The organism is Novosphingobium resinovorum (genome assembly GCF_036352595.1).
GTDB lineage: Bacteria > Pseudomonadota > Alphaproteobacteria > Sphingomonadales > Sphingomonadaceae > Novosphingobium > Novosphingobium resinovorum_B.
On the sequence record NZ_JAZFAX010000018.1, the window covers coordinates 32,430 to 49,847 of the forward strand.

The window sequence follows — 17,418 nt, forward strand, 5'->3', positions numbered from 1 at the left end:
GAAGACCATGACCAAGACCCTCATCTACGCCGGCCTGGCACTCGCCCTCGCAAGCCCGCAGGCCGCCTTCGCGCAGGACGCCGCCGGCGACCATGCCGGCCACACCGAAACCGAACGCCGGGTCGCGCCGGGCCACGGCAAGGACGCCTTCGTGCGCGAGAACGACACCGACCACGACGGCCGCGTCACCGCCGCGGAATTCGCCGCCGCCCGTGCCGCCAAGTACAAGACCTTCGACCTCGACGGCGACGGCAAGGTCAGCGAGGCGGAGTATGTAGGCGAGTTCACGGCCCGCTTCGGCAAGGACGCCGCCGTGCCGGAAGGCCAGCTCAAGCAGGCTCACGTCCGCTTCGGGGTGCTCGACACCGACAAGGACGGCAACCTGACGCTGGCCGAATTCAACGCCTCGGGCGAGCGCATGTTCGAAAAGCTCGATACCAATGGCGACGGCGTCGTCGATGCCAAGGACAGCTCCGGGTCGTACTGACCGGGCCGGGCGCCCCCTGCGCGGACCCGTCCGCGCAGGGGTGCCGCCATCAGCCTTCGCCCACTCCGGCACTCTCGCACTCCACCACGGTGGCGATGCGGAAGGAGGACCGGTCGAACAGGGCCTTCTCGTCCGCGACGATCTCCGCCGGCATCAGGCTGGTGGTGATGTAGCCGAGCGCCGCGCGGTAGATCGCCTCGTCCTCGAACCACAGTTCGGTGATGACGTCGGGTCCGTCAAGGAAAGCGCCGGTCTCGGGATGCGGCTGCGGATCGATGTAGCGCCGCAAGTAGCGCCTCACCCCGCGCGAATATCGCTGGGCGAGCGGGGCATGCCGGGTCTCGTAATATTCGCGGAACGCCTCGACCGTGAGGTCGGGGCGCCGCTTCATGAACAGCAGGATCTTGTATGCCATGCCCGCCTCTCCCTGGTCGCGCCGGGAGAAGCGATAGCATGACGCAAGCACCGGGGCCCGCCGCCCCGGCGATCCCTATTTCGCCGGCTTCGGCCGATAGACCCCATTCTCGCCCGCCGCCGGTTCAACCGCCCCCGCCACCATCGTCGCCAGCGAGGCACCGTCGAGGCCGAGTTCCTTCATCAACCCGTCGATCACGGGGGCCTGCGCACGATAGGCAAGCGCGGCGCTGACCGCATCGTTGGCGAGGTTGCCCGAACCACCTGCTGCCGAGGCGCCGCCGCCCGAACCGCCCTTCTGGGTGAGTCCATCGACCTGCACGATCTTGATCGAATCGATCGCCTCCAGCGGCCGCACGCTCTCGCGCACGACTTCGGGCAGCACTTTCAGGAGCGCCATCTTCATCTGCAGCGAGATCTGGTCGCTGCTCAGGAGGTTGGCCGCCTCGTTGATGGCGCGCTGGCCTGCCGCCTCGACCTCGAAGCGCACGCGCGCCGCATCGGCCCGCAGCTTCTCCGCCTCGGCCTCGCCCTCGGCCTCGACGCGGACGGCCTCGGCGCGGTTGGTAGCGGCGGCCTTCTCGGCCTCGGCCTGGACCTTGACCGAGATCGCCTGGCGCTCGGCTTCCTTGCTGGCCTCGATCAGTTCGATGCGCTTGGCGCGCTCGGCCACTTCGGTCTCGCGGCTGGTGGTCACCTGTTCCTCGGCGGCGACCGCCTTGGCGCGTGCGGCGTCGGCCTCGGACTTGGCCTGGCTTTCTTCGCGACTCTTGTTCTGGACCGCGATCTGCTGCTCCTGACGGGCGAGTTCGACCGCCTGGGCCTGCGCGATGCGCGCTTCCTGGATAGCCCGGTCCGCCTCGATCTGGCGGGCATCGACCTGCTGCTTGGCGAGGATGCGCGCCTCGTCGGCCTCACGCCCGCGCGCGGCCTGCTCGCGGCCGATCTCCGCCGCCTGCTCGGCGCGGCGCATCTCGACCTCGCGTTCCTGCTCCAGCCTGGCGAATTCGTTCTCGCGCTGGATCGAGAAGGTCTGGCGCGCGGCTTCGAGGTTCTTCGTCTCGATCTGAACGCGGGTTTCCTGCTCGATGTCGTTGCGCGCCTTCTTGCGCAGTTCGATCTGCTCGGTCAGCTTGGTCAAGCCCTCGGCGTCGAACGCGTTGTTGGCGTTGAAGTGCTCGATCGATGTCTGGTCGAGCCCGGTCAGCGACACCGATTCCAGCTCCAGCCCGTTCATCGCGAGGTCGGAGGAGGAAACCTGCTGCACCTTCTGCACGAAGTCCGCACGCTGTTCGTGCAACTGGTTCATCGTCATCCCTGCCGCGACCGAGCGCAGCGCATCGACGAACTTGCCCTCGACCAGTTCCTTGAGCGCCTCCGGGTGCATGGTGCGCTGGCCCAGCGTCTGCGCGGCCATGGCGATGGCTCCGGCATCGGGGCGCACACGCACGTAGAACTCCGCCTTCACGTCGATCCGCAGGCGATCGAGCGTGATGAGCGCATCCTGGTTCTTGCGCTCTACCGCGAGCCGCACGGTGTTCATGTTGACCGGCATCGTCTCGTGGAACACCGGCAGGACCAGCGCGCCGCCGTTCATCACCACCTTCTCGCCGCCGAAGCCGGTGCGCACGAAGCCGATCTCCTTGGTCGCGCGCTTGTAGAGCCGCGCGATCATGAGGGTGAGCGCCAGCAGCACGAACAGCGCGATGCCGGCGATGATGGCGATGCCGACAAGATCCTGCATTTTAGTGATTCCCCCAGATTGTAGTCGTCCCTGGCGATGCTAGCCCGGGATCGTGACGGGGCAAGGAAAACCGGGATTAAAATCGAGTGCACCGTGTCCGGCGGGGGCTTCGACAAGCTCAGCCTGAGCGGTGTTTAGAGCAGGTCTTCCATTCCCGCTCAGGCTGAGCTTGTCGAAGCCCCAGCCGTCACAACCGCGGCAGGTAATGATCCCCGCGCGCGATGGCCTTGAACAGTTCGCCCTCGCGGCGCACCAGCAGCACCTTTTCGCCCTGGACGAAGCGCTGGCCCTCATTGTCGGGCTCGACCATGACGTGATGCGGGTGGCCGTGGTGATCCACCACCCGCCCCCGCGCCGGGGAGCCTTGCGTGGCAGTGCCGATGACGATTTCCGCCTCGCGCCCGACCAGCAGCATGACATCGATCGCGGTCGTCTCGTCACGCGGCATGATGCGTCCCAGCGGACGCGCAACGGCGCCGGTCAGCGGGAGCGACACCAAGGCGGCGAGCGGGCCCATGATCCACGCGGTCAGCGGATGGCCGGTCAGCGCAATCAGCAGTTCCTGCCCCAGCAGCCCGGTCAGCCCGAACACGATCAACAGCAGCATCAGCCACATCAGAAACGGCACCCGGCCGAGCCCGACGAACGACAGCAGCCCGGCGTCGAGCGAGACGTGGCCGCCATGCGCATCGATGTCGAAGTCGGTATCGCCGCCGATCAGATCGCCCGCGCCGACAACCTGCAGCAGGGCCAGCATCAGCATGAGCGCCAGCGCCACCGAGAACGGCAGGCTTTCCGCGCGGGTCAGCATCTCGATCACGCCCGGGGTCATTCCTCGCCCTGGTACTTCACTTCGAGGAAGCGCCCGCGCGTCGCCAGCGCATCGACGTCGTTGCGGGACAAGTCCTCGCTCATCGCCTCGATCTGGTCGGCGATGACGCACAGCCCGTCGACCAGTTGCTCGGACGGTGAAGTGCCGCCGGAACCCGCCCTCCCGCGCAGCTGCGCGGGGATGCGGGTGTAGCTGTCGACCATCCCCGGCAAATGTTCGGTCAGCAGCTTGCGCACCTCGCGCGCGGCAGGGCCACGCTCGTCGAGCACCGCCAGTTGCGGGGACAGCTGTTCCAGCCGCACGCCGATCATGTCGATCGCATCGACGGCGGCATTGGGCAGCGCCTTGCGCCGGCCTTCCAGCCACAGTTCGGTGGCGCCGGCCAGCTCGGGCAGGCTGGCCGCGTTCATGTCCTCGACATGGGTGCGCGGGCTGGCCGGAAAGATCGAGAGCACCACGAAGACCGCCAGCCCCAGCAGCACCGTCAGCAGCGTCGCCAGGAACGAGACGCCGCCCAGCGCCAGCGCCGCGACCAGCCCGGCGATGTAGATACCCGCCATCGCCAGGAAGGCGCGGCGCAGGCGGCGCATGCGAAAGCGCCACTGCTCCTTGCGGGCGTTGTAGATGCGTGCGGCGCGCTGGCGCCGGGCGGCGCGCACCACGTCCTGCGATACGCGGGAAGGAACCTGGGCCATCGTCGCTTAGTCCAGCGCCTCCAGCAGCGACTTCGCGCCGGTACCCCCAGCCCCGCCTTCTGTCACCGCCAGCCCCTCGGACTGGCCCTGTGCGCGGGCGACGTAGGCCTTGGACTTGCCGATCTCCCCTTCGAGCGAGGTGATCGTCTGCTTCATCGAATCAAGCGCCTTCACCTTGAAGGTGTCGATCGAATCCATCGTGTCGTAGATGTTCTGGAACGCGCGGCTCAGCGTCTCCAGCGGGATCGTCGAGTTCGCAGCCTGCTCGTGGATGCGCGCGGTGTTGTCCTTGAGCATCTGGCCGGTGGCGTCGATGATGTTGGCGGTCGTCGTGTTGAGCGCGGTGATCTGTTCGAGCACCAGCTTCTGGTTCGCCATCGCCTGCGCCACCGTCACCGCCGTGCGCAGCGCGCCGACCGTGGTGGTCGAGGCGCGATCGACGCCCTTCACCAGCTCGACGTTGTTCTTCTTGACCAGATCGAGCGCGAGGTAGCCCTGTACCGACACCGCCATCTGAGTCAGCAGATCCTGCGTGCGCTGGCGTACGTAGAACAGCGCGCTCTCCCGCACCGCCTTGGCCTTGGCGGGATCGGTGTGGTCGAGGTCGTTGGCCTTGTCCTCCAGCGCCTGGTCGAGCGCGCGGGACATGTAGATCATCTGCTCCAGCTTGCCCATCGCGGCCCAGAGGTTCTGCCGCTCCACGTCGATGGCGGCATTGTCCATCAGCAGTTCGTCCTTGCCGCCCTGAAGCCGCGCGAGGATCGCGCTGATGTGCCCTTGCGCGCTGGTATAGCCGTCGAAGTAGTTGCGCAGCTTGGAGCCGAACGGGATCACCCCGAACAGCTTGCGCGGCGCCATGAGGTTGCCCTTCCGGCTGGGGTCAAGGTCTTCCACCGTGCGGCGCAATTCGGCAAGGTCGGCGCCCACGCCCGCATCCTTGTCCATCGCCCGCACCGGGCGGTCGAGGAAGCGGTTGGAATGGCCCGAGGCCTCGGCAATCTCCTTGCGGCCCATGCTGGTCAGCTGGTCCACCCGGCGGCCGAATTCGGGCGAGGCGGCATCCTGCGCGACGAGATCGTCGACGAACTCGGCAACACGCACCTGCAGCTTGCTCTTCGCCTCGTCGCCTACGGGGACGAGGCCGGCGGCCCGCTCGGGCTGGACCACCGGCACGGGGTCGGGCGGGGTCAGCTTGAGTTCGCCAGCAGTTTCGGTGGCCGTGGCCATGCAGTAATCCTCGTGAAAAACCCGGTTGTCCGCGAACCTATGTTCGCTCCGCCCTGTCTGCAAGGATAACCGGCCTCTCGCCTTCGACGAACCGTTGATCGGGATCGACCATGAGCATGGAATCCCCGCGCGCTACCACCGCCAGCCTGAGCCCCGCCGCCAGTGCGCGGCGCACCGCGAGGTCGCTCGGCGCCGAGATCGTCACCAGTAGCGGGCACCCGGCGCGCACGGTCTTCTCGACCAGTTCGTAGGAACAGCGCGAGGTCATGACGATGAACCCCAGCGACGGATCGACGCACTGTCCGCCATTGGCCCGCGCCAGCGCGCCGACCAGCTTGTCGAGCGCGTTATGCCGCCCGACATCCTCGCGCAGGGCCACGAGCCGCCCTTCCTCGTCGCAGAACGCGGCGGCATGGGTGGCGCGGGTGTGGCGGCCGAGTTCCTGCCCCGCCGCCAGCGCGCCGAGCGCCCTGTGGATCGCCTGCGGACTCGCCTGCGATGCCCGAGGCAACGGCGGCAGCGAGCGCAACGCCGCTTCCACGCCCTCGATGCCGCAGATGCCGCAGGAACTGTCGCCCACCCGCCGCCGGGCGCGCTCCAGGATCGGGCCAAGGCGCTCGGCCGGCAGGTTGACACGCGCGACGTAGCCCGTCCCCCACTGCGCATCCTCGGTTCGATGGACCGCAACTTCGCCGACTTCGTGCGCCTCTGCGAGCCCCTCGGCCATCAGGAAGCCGGTGACGAAGTCCTCCAGCGCCAGCGGAGTCGCCATCATCACGGCATAGGCAATGCCGTTGGTCTCGATCGCGACGGGCGCCTCGATGGGGACGGAAAGCTCGAAAGGCTCGCCCGGCTCGTCGCCATAAGCGTTGCGATGGGCAGCGACGGGAATGGAGCCGGGGGTGGTCAATCGCAGTTCCTCGTCATCCCGGCGCAGGGCGGCATTTATGCCTGGCTTTGCGCCGGAGCGCCGCCGATGACCACATCTAAAGACCGCCCACGGTCCAGGATCAAGTCCGGGATGACGAAAACCACTCCTTTCCGCTTAGGGAAAGCGTATGAATACGATTGCAGGGCGGGAGTGGCGTCAACGCCGATAACGCCCGGTTTTCGTATCCAATCTGCGCCGTCATATCGCCGCCCCGCTACGCCCCGGCGATGCTCGTACCGCGCAGTTGCCCACAGGTCCGGGCGAATTGGCTTGCGACCCTCACGCGGATTCCTCTAATGGGCGCGCCTCGTACGGCTCCGGCGTTCTTCCGGGTCGCCGCCGTACGCGCACGAGACGCGCCGAAACAAAGGGGAAAAGGCCAGTCTCGAAGGCCCTTTTCCACGAAGATTGGTACGAAATCGAATGAGTTGGCTCGACAAAGTCCGAAATTCCATATCGAGCCTCGCCAAGCGCGATACGCCCGATGACCTCTGGATGAAGTGCGCCAGCTGCGGCGAGATGCTCTTCATCAAGGAATTCGAGGCCAATCTTTCGGTCTGCCCGAAGTGCGAGCACCATGGCCGCATCGGCGCCAAGGCCCGCTTCGACCTGCTGCTGGACACCGGCTACACCGTCCTGCCGACCCCCAAGGTTCCCGAGAACCCTCTGAATTTCCGCGATACCAAGAAGTATCCCGACCGCCTCAAGGCCGCCCGCGCCGCCAACCCCTATCCCGATGCGCTGACCAACGCCTTTGGCGCCGTGAACGGCGCCAAGGCCGTGCTGGGCGTGCAGGACTTCAAATTCATGGGCGGCTCGATGGGCATGGCCGTGGGCGAAGCCTTCGTCGCCGGTGCCGAGAAGGCGATCGCCGAGAACTGCGCCTACGTCATCGTCACCGCTGCGGGCGGCGCGCGCATGCAGGAGGGCATCCTGTCCCTCATGCAGATGCCCAAGACCACCGTTGCCACCCGCCGCCTTGCCGCAGCGGGCCTGCCCTACATCGTCGTCCTGACCGATCCCACCACCGGCGGCGTCACCGCCAGCTACGCCATGCTCGGCGATGTGCAGATCGCCGAACCCGGCGCGCTCATCGGCTTTGCCGGCCAGCGCGTGATCCAGGATACGATCCGAGAAAAACTCCCCGACGGCTTCCAGCGCGCCGAGTACCTCCATGCCCACGGCATGGTCGACATGGTGGTCCACCGCAAGGACCTGAAAGACACACTGGCAACGCTGCTCGGTTATCTTGCACGAAAGGAAGTCGCGTGAATATCGATAGCGCCCTGGTACGCGAGCTCGCAGAGCTGCTGGCCGACACCGGCCTGACCGAGATCGAGGTCGAGGACGGCGATCGCAAGATCCGCGTCTCGCGCCAGATGGTCCAGCAGATGGCCGCCAGCCTGCCGCCGATGGGCTATGCTCCGGCGCCTGCCGCTGCCGCCGCGCCGGTTGCCGCCGCCGCAGAGGCCGCGCCCGTCGCTGCCGCCGCGCCGGTCGATGCCGTGAAGTCGCCGATGGTCGGCACCGTCTACCTCGCCGCAGAGCCGGGCGCGCCCGACTTCATCTCGGTCGGCAAGACCGTGAAGCAGGGCGACGTGCTCCTCATCGTCGAGGCCATGAAGGTCATGAACCAGATCGTCGCGCCCAAGGCGGGCACCGTCACCGCGATCCTCGTCGACAACCAGCAGCCGGTCGAATACGACCAGCCGCTCGTCGTGATCGGCTGAGAGCGGGACTGACATGGCCATCAAGCGCCTCCTGATTGCCAACCGCGGCGAAATCGCGCTGCGCATCCACCGTGCCGCGCACGAGATGGGCATCGAGACCGTCGCGGTCCACTCGACCGCCGACGCCGACGCGATGCACGTGCGCCTGGCAGACCACGCGGTCTGCATCGGCCCGCCCGCCGCGAAGGACAGCTACCTCAACGTCGCCGCCATCATCTCGGCCGCCGAGATCACGCAGGCCGACGCCGTGCATCCCGGCTACGGCTTCCTCTCCGAGAACGCCCGCTTCGCCGAGATCGTCGAGGCGCACGGCCTGAAGTGGGTCGGCCCCAAGCCCGAGCACATCCGCACGATGGGCGACAAGGTCGAGGCCAAGCGCACAGCAGGCGCGCTCGGCCTTCCGCTGGTCCCGGGTTCGGACGGCGCGATCGAGGACTTCGACGAGGCGCGCGCGCTGGCCGAGACGATCGGCTACCCGGTCATCATCAAGGCCGCTTCGGGCGGTGGTGGTCGCGGCATGAAGGTCGTGAACAGCCCTGAGGAACTGGAAAGCCAGATGGGCCAGGCCCGTTCGGAGGCCAAGGCGGCCTTCGGTGACGCCACGGTCTACATGGAAAAGTACCTCGGCAACCCGCGCCATATCGAATTCCAGGTGTTCGGCGACGGCAACGGCGAAGCGGTGCACCTCGGCGAGCGCGACTGCTCGCTCCAGCGCCGCCACCAGAAGGTGCTGGAAGAGGCCCCCTCGCCCGTCATCACGCCGGAAGAGCGCGACCGCATGGGGGGCATCGTCTCGAAGGCGATGGCCGACATGGCCTATCGCGGCGCGGGCACGATCGAGTTCCTCTGGGAAAACGGCGAGTTCTACTTCATCGAGATGAACACCCGCCTGCAGGTGGAGCATCCGGTGACCGAGGCCATCACCGGCGTCGATCTGGTGCGCGAACAGATCCGCATCGCCGACGGCCAGCCGCTCTCGTTCAAGCAGCACGAGATCGAGTTCAAGGGCCACGCCATCGAGTGCCGCATCAACGCGGAAGACCCGTGGAACTTCACCCCCTCGCCGGGTCAGGTCACGGGCTACCACGCGGCAGGCGGCATGAACGTGCGCGTCGATTCCGGGCTCTACGCCGGCTATCGTATCCCGCCGTACTACGATTCGATGATCGGCAAGCTGATCGTCTCTGGCCGCAGCCGCAACGGCGCGATCATGCGCCTGAAGCGCGCGCTGGGCGAGATGGTGATCGACGGTGTGAAGACCTCGATCCCGCTGCATCAGGCACTGCTCGAGGACCCCGAGTTCAACTCGGGCGACTACACGATCAAGTGGCTGGAAGACTGGCTGGCGAAGCGCGCCGCCGACTGAAGTATCGGTATGGGGCAGACCCAACGCTAGCCCCATACCACCGCGTCACCCTGAACTTGTTTCAGGGTCCATCGTGCCGATCAGGCCGCCGTGTGAACGGCGAAATGGACCCTGAAACAAGTTCAGGGTGACGAGTGAGTAAAGGCATTGTGGTATCGGTCGCACACAGCGCCGACGACACGGACTGGAAGAGCATGATTTCGTTCCTCGATTTTGAAAAGCCGATCGCCGAGCTGGAAGCGCGCATCGCCGAACTGCGCGCCACCGCCGACGGCAGCGACCTCGACATCGAGAGCGAGATCGACAAGCTCGCCAAGAAAAGCTCCGGCATGCTGGAGGCGACCTACGCGAAGCTGACCCCGTGGCAGAAGACGCAGGTGGCGCGCCACCCGCAGCGCCCGCACTTCGTCGATTACCTGCGCCTGATCTTCACCGATTTCGTCGCGCTGGGCGGTGACCGCCTCTACGGTGAGGACGCCGCGATCATCGGCGGCCTCGCCACGCTGGATGGCCGCAAGGTCATGGTCATCGGCCACGAAAAGGGCCACGACACGACCACCCGCATCAAGCACAACTTCGGCATGGCCAAGCCCGAAGGCTACCGCAAGGCGATCCGCCTGATGGAAATGGCCAGCAAGTTCGGCCTGCCGGTCGTCACGCTGGTCGACACCGCAGGTGCCTTCCCCGGCGTCGAGGCCGAGGAACGCGGCCAGGCCGAAGCCATCGCCCGCTCGACCGAGGCCTGTCTTGCCCTCGGCGTGCCGATGGTGGCGGTGATCGTGGGCGAAGGCGGCTCGGGCGGCGCGGTGGCGATCGCCGCCGCCAACACCGTGCTGATGCTGGAGCACTCGGTCTACTCGGTGATCTCGCCCGAGGGCGCATCCTCGATCCTGTGGCGCACGCCCGACAAGGCTGCGGATGCGGCGACCGCGATGAAGGTCACGGCGCAGGACCTGCTGGGTCTCAAGGTCATCGACGGCATCGTCCCCGAACCGCTGGGTGGCGCGCACCGCGACCCCGCCGCCACCGCTCGCGCACTGGCCGATGCGGTTGGCCGCGAACTCGATGCGCTGAGCCGCCGTTCGCGCGCTGAGTTGGTCCGCCAGCGCGAAGACCGCTTCCTGGCGATCGGTTCGCTCTGAACATCCGTCGTCCCGGACTTGATCCGGGACCGCTGGCCTGAGCAGCACGGCTGTCGGCTTGGACTGCAGGGGCTTCGACAAGCTCAGCCTGACCCTTCGACAAGCTCAGGGTGAGCGGAGGTAGCGCAGTATCTCAATCCCGCTCAGGCTGAGCTTGTCGAAGCCCCCCGCGTGTCCCCGAACGCCCCCGCTCCAATTTCTCGCACGCCATGTCCGATTAATGCTGTTGGACCGCAACACCCCCAACCGATAACCCGTCCGCCCAACAGGACCCGTTTCGGCGGGACAGGGCGTGCCGGAAACCCGCGAAAACGCGGGCCCGGCCATGGGGTCGGAAACATCGATGAGCCTTCTCGGGCGACACAACCTCGGCAGGACGACGCTCGCGCTGAGCGCACTCGTCACCGCCGCCACCGTCTACGCTGCAACTCAGGACGCCGCGCCAGACCAGACGCCCGGCTTCGCCGCGATGACCCCGCAGCAGGCCGCGAACTTCGTCGAGCCGATGCTGGGCGAATACTGCTCACGCTGCCACAACGACATCGACAACATCGCCGACCTCTCGGTGGAAGACCTGCACGCCGACGACATCCGCACCGGCAAGCACGCCGACGAATGGGAGAAAATCCTGCGCCGCGTCGCCGCCGGAGAAATGCCGCCCCACGGCAAGACGCAGCCCTCGGCGCAGATGCGCGCCGCCTTCGTGAACTGGCTCGACACCTCGCGCGCGGGCTACCTCGCCGCCAATCCCGACCCCGGCCGCCCGGCGCTGCGCCGCCTCAACCGCATGGAATACGCCAATGCGGTGCGCGACTTGCTCGCGCTCGACGTCGATTTCAGCCGCGAACTGCCTGCCGACAACTCCGGCTTCGGCTTCGACAACATCGCCGACGTGCTCTCCGTCTCGCCCACGCTGATGGAGCGCTACGTCGCGGTGGCGGGCAAGGTGGGCCGCATGGCCACCGGCCTCACTTCCCGGCGCGAGGTGGTGACGACGTGGCAGGTGCCCAAGGACGGGTCGGTCCAGAACTCGGGCGTTCCGGCGTATAACGAGCGGGCGGACGCGATGCTGCCGCTGGCCTCGCGCGGCGGCTATGCCCAGCGCTACTATGCCCGTTACGACGGCCAGTACGACGTTTCGGCCTGGCTCAACGCCAACACCAACAACGAAACCGACCGTCTGGCCGAGGACAAAGTCACCGCCCGCGTGCCGATGAAGGCGGGCTCGCACCTCGTGGCGCTGTCCTTCCGCCGCACCATCGCCCCGTCCGAGGCGGTGCAGGTGCTGCGCAACGACACCGACAAGGTGCCGCTGCCCCTCGACAAGCCGCAGATGCTTCCCCTCGACGTCTGGGTGGACGGCAAGCTGGCGAAGACGCTCAGCGTGCCCAGCTACCGCATGCACCAGCGCTACTCGCAGCAGAACTTCCCGCGCGACGTTCTGCAGGTGGACGTGGCAGGCCCGTTCGATGCTGCAGGCGTGCCCGATACCCCGAGCCGCCGCGCCGTGTTCCTCTGCCGCCCGAAGAAGGCCAGCGAGGAAGCGGCCTGCGCGACCAAGATCATCACCACCCTCGCGCGCCGTGCCTGGCGCCGCCCGGTCGGCGGCTTCGACGTCGCTCCGCTGCTGCGCATCTACGCCGAGGAGCGCAAGGCCTCGGACTTCGAGCATGGCATCGAGGCGGCGCTGGAAGCCGTGCTCGTCTCGCCCGAATTCCTCTTCGTGGTGGAACGCGATCCGCAAGGCGCGATGCCCGGCAGCGTCAACCGCGTCTCCGACCTCGAACTGGCGACGCGCCTGTCGCTGTTCCTGTGGAGTTCGATCCCCGACGACCGGCTGCTGACCCTCGCCGAGCAACGCAAACTGGCCCAGCCCGCCGTGCTGAACGCCGAGATCGCCCGCATGCTCGCCGATCCGCGCGCGAAGGCGTTGACGACGAACTTCGCGGGTCAATGGCTCTACCTGCGCAACCTCGACCAGCAGCGCCCCGACACCGAGGTGTTCCCGAAGTTCGACGTGCGCCTGAAATCCGCGATGGCGACCGAGACGGAGATGTTCTTCGCCGACGTGCTGCGCGGCGATCGCCCGGTGCTGGATTTCATCAGCGCCGACTACACCTTCCTCAACCAGCGCCTGGCCGAGCATTACGGCATCCCCGGCGTCTCCGGCCCCGCCTTCCGCCGCGTGGCGCTGCGGCCCGAATGGCATCGCGGCGGGCTGCTGGGGCAGGCCAGCGTGCTGACCGTCACCTCTTACGGCAACCACACCAGCGTGGTGAAGCGCGGCAAATGGATTCTGGAAAACATGCTCGCCGCCGCGCCGCCCCCCCCGCCGCCGGACGTGCCCGCGCTCAAGACCAGCCACGACGGCCGCCTGCTCACCGCGCGCCAGCAGCTCGAACTGCACCGCGCCAATCCGACGTGCGCCGCCTGCCATGTCAAGATGGACCCGATGGGCTTCTCGCTGGAGAACTTCGACGCGGTCGGCCAGTGGCGCACGGTCGATGCAGGCCAGCCCATCGACACGATCGCGACGATGCCCGACGGCTTCAAATTCGACGGCCTCACCGGGCTCCAGCAAGTGCTGATGGACCGCAAGGACGAGTTCACCCGGGCCTTCACCGAGCGGCTGATGACGTATGCGGTGGCGCGCGGCCTCTCGGCCAACGACATGCCCACGGTGCGCGCGATCGCCTCACAGGCGGCAGCGGACCAGTACCGCATCCAGACCATCGTACGCGGGATCGCGCAGAGCCCCGCCTTCACCCTGCGCCGCGTGCCGCAGCCGTTCAAGGCGGCCTATGGCCAGACCCCGCGCCTGACCCTTCGACAAGCTCAGGGTGAGCGGGGGTGGGGTTATGTCTCTGGCAAAAGCGCTCTCAATTCCGCTCAGGCTGCGCTTGTCGAAGCCCCGTCGGCAAGGCCCGCCGCCCTGTCTCTGATCGCCACTCCCCGGAAGGCCCTGAAATGAGAGTGATCCGCCCCGCCCTCTCGCGCCGCACCGTGCTGCGCGGTGCCGGTGCCGCCATGGCGCTGCCCTTCCTCGAAGCCATGATGCCGAGCGCGAAGGCCGCCGACCTCGCCTCACGGCCGAAGCGGCTTCAGGTGTTCTACTCCCCCAACGGCATGACGATGCCGGACTTCCTGCCCACCGCGACAGGGGCCGATTACGTCCTGCCCTCCTCGCTCCAGCCCCTCGCGCCCCATCGTGAACAGATCGCCGTCATCTCCGGCCTCGGCCATCCGCAGGCCGCTGCCATGGGCGATCGTCCCGCAGGCCACGGCCGCTCGTGCCCCGCCTTCCTGACCGGCGCACACGCCAAGCAGACCGAAGGGCCGGACATCCGCGCAGGCGTATCGATGGACCAGGTCTTCGCGCAGCATCTGGGCGATGCCACCCCGCTCGCCTCGTTGGAGCTGGGGATCGACACAGCCAGCCTGCTCGGTTCGTGCGACATCAACTACTCCTGCGCCTATACCAACGGCATCTCGTGGCTCACCCCCACGGTGCCGCTGCCGGTCGAGGCCAACCCGCGCGCCGTGTTCGAGCGCCTGTTTGGCGATGGCGACACCGATGAAGCAGGCCGCCTCGCCCAGCTGCGCCGCCAGTCCTCGATCCTCGACTTCGTGATGGACGACACCCGCCGCCTCTCCGGCCAGCTCGGCATGGAGGACAAGCGCAAGCTCGACGAATACCTCGACGCCACCCGCGCCATCGAAAAGCGCATCCAGCGCAGCGCCAGTTCGCCCGCCACCACGCAGGCGGCGAACCTTCAGCAACCGGCAGGCATCCCCGACGACTTCGCCGAGCATGTGAAGCTGATGATCGACCTGCAGGTGCTCGCCATGCAGGCGGACATCACCCGCGTCGGCACGTTCATGATCGGGCGCGAGCTGTCGAACCGCACCTACCCCGAGATCGGCGTCCCGGATTCGCACCACATGCTCAGCCACCACGGCAACAACCCGGACAAGATGGCACAACTGGCGAAGATCAACCGCTATCACATGGAATTCTTCGCCTACTACCTCCAGAAGATGAAGGACACGCGCGACGGCGACGCCTCACTGCTGGACCGCACGCTTGTAATCCGTGGCTCCGCCTTCGGCGATTCCAACGAGCACGACTACATGGACCTGCCGGTCATCGTCGCGGGCGGGCTGGTGAAGGGCGGGCGCCATACCCGCGTTGAAAAGGGCACCACCATGTCCAACCTTATGCTGGCGGGCCTGCAGACGCTGGGCGTGCCCACAACGAAGTTCGGCGACAGCACCGGCCCCTTGCGGGAGTTGGCCGATGCGTGAGGGCGCGGTGCTCGCCGCACTGGCCTGCCTTATCGCCACCCCCGCGCAGGCCGATACCTTGGCCGATGCCCTCGCCACCGCCGATCCCGTCACCGTCGAGGCCGCGCTCAAGGCGGGTGCGGATGCGAACGCGCCGCTGCTCTATGGCGAAAGCCCGCTCGCCCGCGCCATCGAGACGCAGGATCCCGCGCTGGTCGCTGTCCTCCTCGCGCACGGCGCAAAGCCGAATGTCGCCGACGCCGAAAGCCTCACCCCCCTCTCCCTCGCCTGCGAGCGCGGTAGTGCGGCCATCGTCGGGCAACTGCTCGATGCCCGCGCCGACGTGCGCAAGGCCGGGCCTGACGGCGTCCCCCCGCTCGCGGTCTGTGCGCGCTATTCGGGCGCAGAGACCGTCACGCGGATGCTGGCGAAAGGTGCGAAAGCCGACAGCCTCGACACGCGCGGACAGACGCCGCTGATGTGGGCCGCCTCCGCCGGAAACCTCGGCGCCATTGCCGCGCTGCTCAAGGCAGGCGCGAAGGTGAACCGGATCACGGCGGAAGGCTTCACCCCGCTGTTCTTCGCCATCGCCAGCGGATCGGGCGAGGCGACCCGCGCCCTGCTGGATGCGAAGGCCGACGCCGCCCATCGCGGGCCGGAGAACACCAGCGCCCTGCAACTGGCGCTCTACCAGAACAACTGGCGCGCCGCCGAAATGCTGGCACCGCTCGGGTTCGACCTCGCCGAGCGCGACCGCAACGGACAACAACCGCTCCACGTTGCGGCGACTGGCGGTGACACCGCGCTGATCGACATCGTGCTGGCGAAGGGCGCGGACGTGAACGGCCTCACCGGCCCGTCGCGAATCAAGTGGGTGACCGAGGCGAACTTCGGGGTCGCCCCGGCCCCGGTGCCGCCCACCCCGCCGCTGTTTCTCGCGGCGCAGGCCGGGCAGGTGGAGGCGATGAAGCGCCTCGTCGCGGGCGGAGCGAACCCGTCGTTCGTCGCCGAGAACGGCGTCAACGTCGTGCTCGCCGCCGCTTCGGGCCACAGCGCGGCGGCGCTGGAGGAAGCGCTGGCGCTCTCCCCGAATGCCAACGTCGCCGATGCCAAGGGCACCACGCCGCTGCATCTGGTGATCGGCGGCGGCATGCACGACGAACTCGGCGCGATGCTCAAGGTACTCGCCGCGCACGGCGCCAAGCCGACCCTCGCCAATGCCCGGGGCACCACGCCGGCGCAGATGGTCGAAGGCGGACTTGCGACCGTAAAAGCAGTCTACGATCAAGTCTTTGGCGAAACCGGCGCGCCCGTGTTAGCCAATGCCCGGCCCTGAATCACAACAAACCGACAGGATCGATCAACCATGACGCTTTCCAAGCACTTCTCGCGTGCCATCCTCGGCATGTCCGCCGCCGCCGTGGCGGTGAGCGCGACGATGGCCATCGCCGCCTCGCCCGCCCAGACCGCGATCACCACCCGCCAGGCCAATTTCAAGAAGATGGGCGGCGCGATGAAAGTCCTGAAGGACCAACTCGCCAGCGGCACCATCGACAAGGCCGCCGCCGTCGCCGCCGCGAAGACGCTCGCCGCCACCGGCCGCGCGCAAGGCCCGCTGTTCCCGAGCGGCTCGGGCGCCTCGGCCGGCATCAAGACCGACGCCCTGCCCGCCGTGTGGAGCAACCGCGCCGCCTTCGACGGCGCCATGAAGGCCTATATCGCGCAGGCCGACAAGCTGGTCGCCGCTGCAGGCACCGGCAACGCCGCCGCGATCGGCGCGCAGTTCAAGGCGGTGGGTGGCACCTGCGGCGCCTGCCACAAGCAGTTCCGCGCCGACGACTGAGGCCGACGATGACCCGTTCCACCACCCGTGTCTGGGACCCGACCGTCCGCCTGTTCCACTGGCTGCTGGTCGCGCTCATCGCCTTTTCGTGGTGGAGCGGGGAGCAGCATGACCTCGAACGCCATCGCCTGTCGGGCTACGCCATCCTCGCGCTGATCGTGTTTCGCGTCTACTGGGGCTTCTTCGGGCCCCGGACCGCGCGCTTCTCCGGTTTCGTACGCGGTCCCGGCGCGGTCGTCGCCTATCTCAAGGGCATCGGCAGCCGCCGCGCGCACCATGCCGACGGGCACAATCCGCTCGGCGGGTGGAGCGTGATCGCCATGCTGCTGGCGGTCGGCGCGATGGTGACGGCGGGGCTGTTCTCCAGCGATATCGACATGCTCTATGACGGGCCGCTGGCGACGTACCTCGATTTCGACCAGTCCTCGGCGGCGTCAGACTGGCATTCGGCGATCTTCAACGTGATCCTCGCGCTGGTGGCGCTGCATGTGGTGGCGGTCGTGTTCTACCTCGTGTGGAAGCGCCAGAACCTCGTGCGCCCTATGGTGACCGGCAAGCGTCCGGTGGCCGAGGGCGAGGCGGCGTCGGATCTCAAGTGGTCGCCGGTTCGCGCGGTGATCGGGATCGTCATCGCGGTGGCTTTCGCCTGGGCCGTCTCCACCGGGTTCCAGTTCGGGAATGCTCCGGCGTATTGACGGCAACCCGTCATCCCGGCGCATGCCG

Annotated in this window: 16 protein-coding genes; 10 read left to right on the forward strand and 6 right to left on the reverse strand. The window is 67.6% G+C overall.

What is annotated here, in order from left to right; all coding sequences use genetic code 11:
• The first annotated feature begins 7 nt into the window (after positions 1-7).
• Positions 8-487 (forward strand): EF-hand domain-containing protein, encoded by a 480-nt coding sequence (locus V2S85_RS16665; RefSeq protein ID WP_330703967.1) that lies wholly within the window; start codon positions 8-10, stop codon positions 485-487.
• 49 nt (positions 488-536) lie between these two features.
• On the opposite strand, the gene V2S85_RS16670 is transcribed toward V2S85_RS16665, so the two are convergent.
• From V2S85_RS16670 to fdhD, 6 genes are all read right to left on the reverse strand, one after another.
• Entirely contained in the window at positions 537-902 is a 366-nt protein-coding gene (locus V2S85_RS16670) for an EthD domain-containing protein (RefSeq protein WP_330703968.1), read from the reverse strand.
• Between the two features lie 75 nt (positions 903-977).
• Positions 978-2,645 (reverse strand): flotillin family protein, encoded by a 1,668-nt coding sequence (locus tag V2S85_RS16675; RefSeq protein WP_330703969.1) that lies wholly within the window; start codon positions 2,643-2,645, stop codon positions 978-980.
• Positions 2,646-2,832: 187 nt separating this feature from the next.
• Positions 2,833-3,456 carry a YqiJ family protein gene (locus tag V2S85_RS16680; RefSeq protein ID WP_330704043.1) on the reverse strand — a complete coding sequence of 208 codons (624 nt, stop codon included), beginning with the start codon at positions 3,454-3,456 and terminating at the stop codon, positions 2,833-2,835.
• Positions 3,457-3,473: 17 nt separating this feature from the next.
• Positions 3,474-4,172: a hypothetical protein gene (locus V2S85_RS16685; RefSeq protein ID WP_330703970.1), complete on the reverse strand. Its 699-nt coding sequence runs from the start codon at positions 4,170-4,172 to the stop codon at positions 3,474-3,476.
• 6 nt (positions 4,173-4,178) lie between these two features.
• A complete protein-coding gene (locus tag V2S85_RS16690) occupies positions 4,179-5,399 on the reverse strand; it encodes a toxic anion resistance protein (RefSeq protein ID WP_330703971.1) in 1,221 nt (406 codons plus the stop codon).
• A gap of 37 nt (positions 5,400-5,436) precedes the next feature.
• Positions 5,437-6,309: a formate dehydrogenase accessory sulfurtransferase FdhD gene (fdhD, locus tag V2S85_RS16695; protein WP_330703972.1), complete on the reverse strand. Its 873-nt coding sequence runs from the start codon at positions 6,307-6,309 to the stop codon at positions 5,437-5,439.
• A 444-nt stretch (positions 6,310-6,753) separates the two neighbouring features.
• Here fdhD and accD point away from each other — a divergent pair, with 444 nt between their 5' ends.
• The 9 genes from accD (at position 6,754) to V2S85_RS16740 (ending at position 17,390) form a co-directional block, all read left to right on the forward strand.
• Complete coding sequence (gene accD, locus V2S85_RS16700; RefSeq protein ID WP_330703973.1) at positions 6,754-7,602, forward strand: acetyl-CoA carboxylase, carboxyltransferase subunit beta; 849 nt, start codon at positions 6,754-6,756, stop codon at positions 7,600-7,602.
• Positions 7,599-8,060, forward strand: a complete 462-nt coding sequence (gene accB, locus V2S85_RS16705; RefSeq protein ID WP_069707424.1) for an acetyl-CoA carboxylase biotin carboxyl carrier protein — start codon at positions 7,599-7,601, stop codon at positions 8,058-8,060. The genes accD and accB overlap by 4 nt, the downstream gene beginning before the upstream one ends.
• 13 nt (positions 8,061-8,073) lie before the next feature.
• Positions 8,074-9,426, forward strand: a complete 1,353-nt coding sequence (gene accC, locus V2S85_RS16710; RefSeq protein WP_330703974.1) for an acetyl-CoA carboxylase biotin carboxylase subunit — start codon at positions 8,074-8,076, stop codon at positions 9,424-9,426.
• A 194-nt stretch (positions 9,427-9,620) separates the two neighbouring features.
• Positions 9,621-10,568 carry an acetyl-CoA carboxylase carboxyltransferase subunit alpha gene (locus tag V2S85_RS16715; RefSeq protein ID WP_330704044.1) on the forward strand — a complete coding sequence of 316 codons (948 nt, stop codon included), beginning with the start codon at positions 9,621-9,623 and terminating at the stop codon, positions 10,566-10,568.
• A 343-nt stretch (positions 10,569-10,911) separates the two neighbouring features.
• Positions 10,912-13,539 (forward strand): DUF1592 domain-containing protein, encoded by a 2,628-nt coding sequence (locus tag V2S85_RS16720; protein WP_330703975.1) that lies wholly within the window; start codon positions 10,912-10,914, stop codon positions 13,537-13,539.
• Positions 13,536-14,873: a DUF1552 domain-containing protein gene (locus V2S85_RS16725; RefSeq protein WP_330703976.1), complete on the forward strand. Its 1,338-nt coding sequence runs from the start codon at positions 13,536-13,538 to the stop codon at positions 14,871-14,873. Before V2S85_RS16720 ends, V2S85_RS16725 begins: the two co-directional genes overlap by 4 nt.
• Positions 14,866-16,188: an ankyrin repeat domain-containing protein gene (locus V2S85_RS16730; RefSeq protein ID WP_330703977.1), complete on the forward strand. Its 1,323-nt coding sequence runs from the start codon at positions 14,866-14,868 to the stop codon at positions 16,186-16,188. The genes V2S85_RS16725 and V2S85_RS16730 overlap by 8 nt, the downstream gene beginning before the upstream one ends.
• A gap of 30 nt (positions 16,189-16,218) precedes the next feature.
• Positions 16,219-16,695 carry a cytochrome c gene (locus tag V2S85_RS16735; RefSeq protein ID WP_330703978.1) on the forward strand — a complete coding sequence of 159 codons (477 nt, stop codon included), beginning with the start codon at positions 16,219-16,221 and terminating at the stop codon, positions 16,693-16,695.
• Positions 16,696-16,703: 8 nt separating this feature from the next.
• On the forward strand, positions 16,704-17,390 hold the full coding sequence (locus tag V2S85_RS16740) for a cytochrome b/b6 domain-containing protein (RefSeq protein ID WP_330703979.1): 687 nt from the start codon (positions 16,704-16,706) through the stop codon (positions 17,388-17,390).
• The last annotated feature ends 28 nt before the right edge of the window (positions 17,391-17,418 follow it).

What these genes read in the sequence shown, in the direction of transcription:
- V2S85_RS16670 (WP_330703968.1), bottom strand. Translation starts at nt 902, where the DNA reads ATGGCATACAAGATCCTGCTGTTCATGAAGCGGCGCCCCGACCTCACG.
- V2S85_RS16730 (WP_330703977.1), top strand. Translation starts at nt 14,866, where the DNA reads ATGCGTGAGGGCGCGGTGCTCGCCGCACTGGCCTGCCTTATCGCCACC.
- V2S85_RS16720 (WP_330703975.1), top strand. Translation starts at nt 10,912, where the DNA reads ATGAGCCTTCTCGGGCGACACAACCTCGGCAGGACGACGCTCGCGCTG.
- accD (WP_330703973.1), top strand. Translation starts at nt 6,754, where the DNA reads ATGAGTTGGCTCGACAAAGTCCGAAATTCCATATCGAGCCTCGCCAAG.
- accC (WP_330703974.1), top strand. Translation starts at nt 8,074, where the DNA reads ATGGCCATCAAGCGCCTCCTGATTGCCAACCGCGGCGAAATCGCGCTG.
- V2S85_RS16715 (WP_330704044.1), top strand. Translation starts at nt 9,621, where the DNA reads ATGATTTCGTTCCTCGATTTTGAAAAGCCGATCGCCGAGCTGGAAGCG.
- V2S85_RS16675 (WP_330703969.1), bottom strand. Translation starts at nt 2,645, where the DNA reads ATGCAGGATCTTGTCGGCATCGCCATCATCGCCGGCATCGCGCTGTTC.
- V2S85_RS16740 (WP_330703979.1), top strand. Translation starts at nt 16,704, where the DNA reads ATGACCCGTTCCACCACCCGTGTCTGGGACCCGACCGTCCGCCTGTTC.
- V2S85_RS16685 (WP_330703970.1), bottom strand. Translation starts at nt 4,172, where the DNA reads ATGGCCCAGGTTCCTTCCCGCGTATCGCAGGACGTGGTGCGCGCCGCC.
- V2S85_RS16735 (WP_330703978.1), top strand. Translation starts at nt 16,219, where the DNA reads ATGACGCTTTCCAAGCACTTCTCGCGTGCCATCCTCGGCATGTCCGCC.
- V2S85_RS16690 (WP_330703971.1), bottom strand. Translation starts at nt 5,399, where the DNA reads ATGGCCACGGCCACCGAAACTGCTGGCGAACTCAAGCTGACCCCGCCC.
- V2S85_RS16665 (WP_330703967.1), top strand. Translation starts at nt 8, where the DNA reads ATGACCAAGACCCTCATCTACGCCGGCCTGGCACTCGCCCTCGCAAGC.
- V2S85_RS16680 (WP_330704043.1), bottom strand. Translation starts at nt 3,456, where the DNA reads ATGCTGACCCGCGCGGAAAGCCTGCCGTTCTCGGTGGCGCTGGCGCTC.
- V2S85_RS16725 (WP_330703976.1), top strand. Translation starts at nt 13,536, where the DNA reads ATGAGAGTGATCCGCCCCGCCCTCTCGCGCCGCACCGTGCTGCGCGGT.